Origin of the sequence: Burkholderia sp. Se-20378 (assembly GCF_017104665.1) — a bacterium.
GTDB classification, from domain to species: Bacteria; Pseudomonadota; Gammaproteobacteria; order Burkholderiales; family Burkholderiaceae; genus Burkholderia; species Burkholderia lata.
On record NZ_JAAGPG010000772.1, the window covers coordinates 1 to 3,052 of the forward strand.

The following is a 3,052-nucleotide window of genomic DNA, read 5'->3' on the forward strand; positions in this document are numbered from 1 at the left end:
TCCGTCGCGCCGCTCTACGACGTGCCGGGGCAGGAACACCATCAAGAACAACACCAAGGAGAACCTTCATGATCGGTTACACGTTCGGCTTCAGCAGCGTCCTGATCGTCTTCGTCGTCGTGCTCGTCGCGTCGTCGATCCGCATCTTCCGCGAGTACGAGCGCGGCGTGGTGTTCATGCTCGGCCGGTTCTGGAAAGTGAAGGGGCCGGGGCTCGTGCTGATCATCCCGATCGTCCAGCAGGTCGTGCGGATCGACCTGCGCACCGTCGTGTTCGATGTGCCCGCGCAGGACGTGATCACGCGCGACAACGTGTCCGTGAAGGTCAATGCGGTCGTGTATTTCCGCGTGGTCGATCCGGAGAAGGCCGTGATCCAGGTGGCGCGCTTCTTCGAGGCGACGAGCCAGCTCGCGCAGACGACGCTGCGCGCGGTGCTCGGCAAGCACGAACTCGACGCGCTGCTCGCCGAGCGCGAGCAACTGAACGCCGACATCCAGAAAACGCTCGACGCGCAGACCGATGCGTGGGGGATCAAGGTATCGACGGTCGAGATCAAGCACGTCGACCTGAACGAGACGATGATCCGCGCGATCGCGCGGCAGGCCGAGGCCGAGCGCGAGCGGCGCGCGAAGGTGATTCATGCGGAAGGGGAACTGCAGGCGTCGGAGAAACTGCTGCAGGCCGCGCAACGGCTCGCGCTGCAGCCGCAGGCGATGCAGCTGCGCTACCTGCAGACGCTGACGACGATCGCGGCGGACAAGAACTCGACGATCGTGTTTCCGCTGCCGGTCGATCTGCTGGGGGCGTTGCTGGAGCGGATGGGGGGGAAGCAGGAGGGGTGAGGCAGGCATTGAACGCCGGCACGGACGCCGTGACTTGTGCGGCGAGCACGTCGCTTTCGACGCGATTCAATTTTGACGTGCAGTCGATACTTCGCTAGCATCACCGATGAAAACGCTGGGGACGCCTCTCGACGACGCGCAACACTTCAGACGGCAAAAGGACGCGCAAGCGTCCTTTTTTTATTGCCGAATTGCTATCGGCCTTGCGCGCACTTCGAGTTCTGGATCGGTCCGTTTGCCGGATTCGTTGTCGCCTCGGGCCTGGCGGCCATGCAGCGCCCCCCTCAGAGACGGCCTCTTGTCTAGAGCCTACCCTCCATTTCCCCCTTCCATTAGGACAAATCCTCACTCCCGGGCACCCGGAACCGTCTATGATCATTACATCGCTCAATGACACATTAAATGCTGACTGAATAACCCGCACCGGTGACGCCGGCGGGCGCGTTCCGGATCAGCGCCCCAAACGGAGACGCATCATGGCCGACCACCATCCGCTGCCGGAAGTCCACCTCGATGAGCTGCCGCAATTCCGCGCGGTCCAGCAGCTTGCGTACCGCTGCGTCGAAACCGTCGGCGCGATGCTCTACCCCGGCATCACCGAAAAGGAAGCCGCGCGCCTGCTGACCGAATGGCTGCAGGACAACGGTGTGCACGACTGGCTGCACAAGCCGTTCGCGTGGTTCGGCGACCGCACCGCGTTCGAAGGCTTCTCGGGCCTCAAGCACATGGGCGGCTTCAATCTCGCGTTCTTCCCGAGCAACCGCCAGCTCGAGACCGACATGCCGGTGATCCTCGACGTCGCGCCGGTGCTCGACGGCATCGTGGCCGACGTCGGCTACGCGCACTGCCTCGGCCACAACCCGATCCTCGAACAGCTGCAGGACGACCTGATGGACCACCGCGACATGATCGTGCGGCTCGTGAAGGAGCGCCGGTCGATGGCCGAGGTCGCGCAGGAAGTCGACGCGCTGTGCCGCCGCCAGGGCGTCGAGCCGCGCCACAAGGCCTATCCGTTCAAGGTGCTCGCGCATCGCGTCGCGAAGATCCACAAGCTGTCGAAGCCGCGCTTCGTCGCGCGCTTCGGGCTGAACGCCACGCGCAACCTGCTGCTCGACCAGGGCCGCGCGGCGAAACAGCAAGGCTGGTCGCCGCTGTGGTCGATCGACCGCCGCTCCGAGCATGCGCCGGTGCCGGGCCTGTGGGCCGTCGAGCCGCATCTCGGCTTTGCCGGCGTCGGCGCGAAATTCGAAGAGCTGCTGGTCATCACCGAAGACGACGCGTACTGGCTCGACGAAGACCTGCCGCACGTGCGCCGCTGGCAGCGCCGTCAGGCCGAGCGTACGCAGGCCATTGCGACCGTGCCGGCCGCCGCCTGACGCGAACGCGCCCTTCCTCCGACTCCCTGAACGACGGACTCACGATGCAGCCTCTTTCCGACGAAGCGCCGCTGGCCCTGTTCGAATCGGTTCATAGCGAAACGGCAGTCGCCTCCGGCGACCTGACGCTCGCGGTCAAGACCTGGGGCGATCCGGCCCGCTCGCCGGTCGTGCTGGTGCACGGCTATCCCGACGACAGCAGCGTCTGGCAGCACGTCGCGCCGCTGCTCGCGCGCAAGCACTACGTGATCGCGTACGACGTGCGCGGCGCGGGCCTGTCCGGCGTGCCGAAACGCACGGCCGACTACCACCTCGCGAAGCTGACCGACGACTTCGTCGCGGTGATCGACGCGCTCTGCCCCGGCCGCGCCGTGCACCTGATCGCGCACGACTGGGGCTCGATCCAGGGCTGGGAGTTCGTCACCGATCCGCGTCTCGCCGGCCGGATCGCGTCGTACACGTCATGCTCGGGGCCGTGCCTCGACCACGTCGGCTTCTGGCTGCGCGAACGCGTGCTGCGCCCGACGCCCGCATCGCTCGCCAAGCTCGGCGGCCAGCTCGTGCGGTCGTGGTACGTGTACCTGTTCCACCTGCCGTTCATCCCCGAGCTCGGCTGGCGGCTGTGGCTCGGCCGCGCGTGGCCGCGCCTGCAGATCGGAAGAGCACACGTCTGCCCTCCACGACGCTCTTCCGATCTTGATCGCGCCCGACTGGGGCTCGATCCAGGGCTGGGAGTTCGTCACCGATCCGCGTCTCGCCGGCCGGATCGCGTCGTACACGTCATGCTCGGGGCCGTGCCTCGACCACGTCGGCTTCTGGCTGCGCGAACGCGTG

The 3,052-nt window shown here is 66.3% G+C and carries 3 protein-coding genes; all 3 read left to right on the plus strand.

Going from position 1 to position 3,052, the window contains the following annotated elements:
* The first annotated feature begins 68 nt into the window (after positions 1 to 68).
* On the plus strand, positions 69 to 842 hold the full coding sequence (locus G3N93_RS37305; RefSeq protein ID WP_174936773.1) for a slipin family protein: 774 nt from the start codon (positions 69 to 71) through the stop codon (positions 840 to 842).
* 476 nt (positions 843 to 1,318) lie between these two features.
* The gene (locus tag G3N93_RS37310) at positions 1,319 to 2,218 is read left to right on the plus strand and encodes a M24 family metallopeptidase (RefSeq protein ID WP_011354318.1); all 900 of its coding nucleotides are present in this window, start codon (positions 1,319 to 1,321) and stop codon (positions 2,216 to 2,218) included.
* A gap of 44 nt (positions 2,219 to 2,262) precedes the next feature.
* The coding region (locus tag G3N93_RS37315) for an alpha/beta fold hydrolase (RefSeq protein ID WP_241026863.1) at positions 2,263 to 3,052 on the plus strand (790 nt) is incomplete at its 3' end.

Excerpts from the sequence above, each read along its gene's own strand:
- G3N93_RS37310 (WP_011354318.1), top strand. The coding sequence starts at position 1,319 with ATGGCCGACCACCATCCGCTGCCGGAAGTCCACCTCGATGAGCTGCCG.
- G3N93_RS37305 (WP_174936773.1), top strand. The coding sequence starts at position 69 with ATGATCGGTTACACGTTCGGCTTCAGCAGCGTCCTGATCGTCTTCGTC.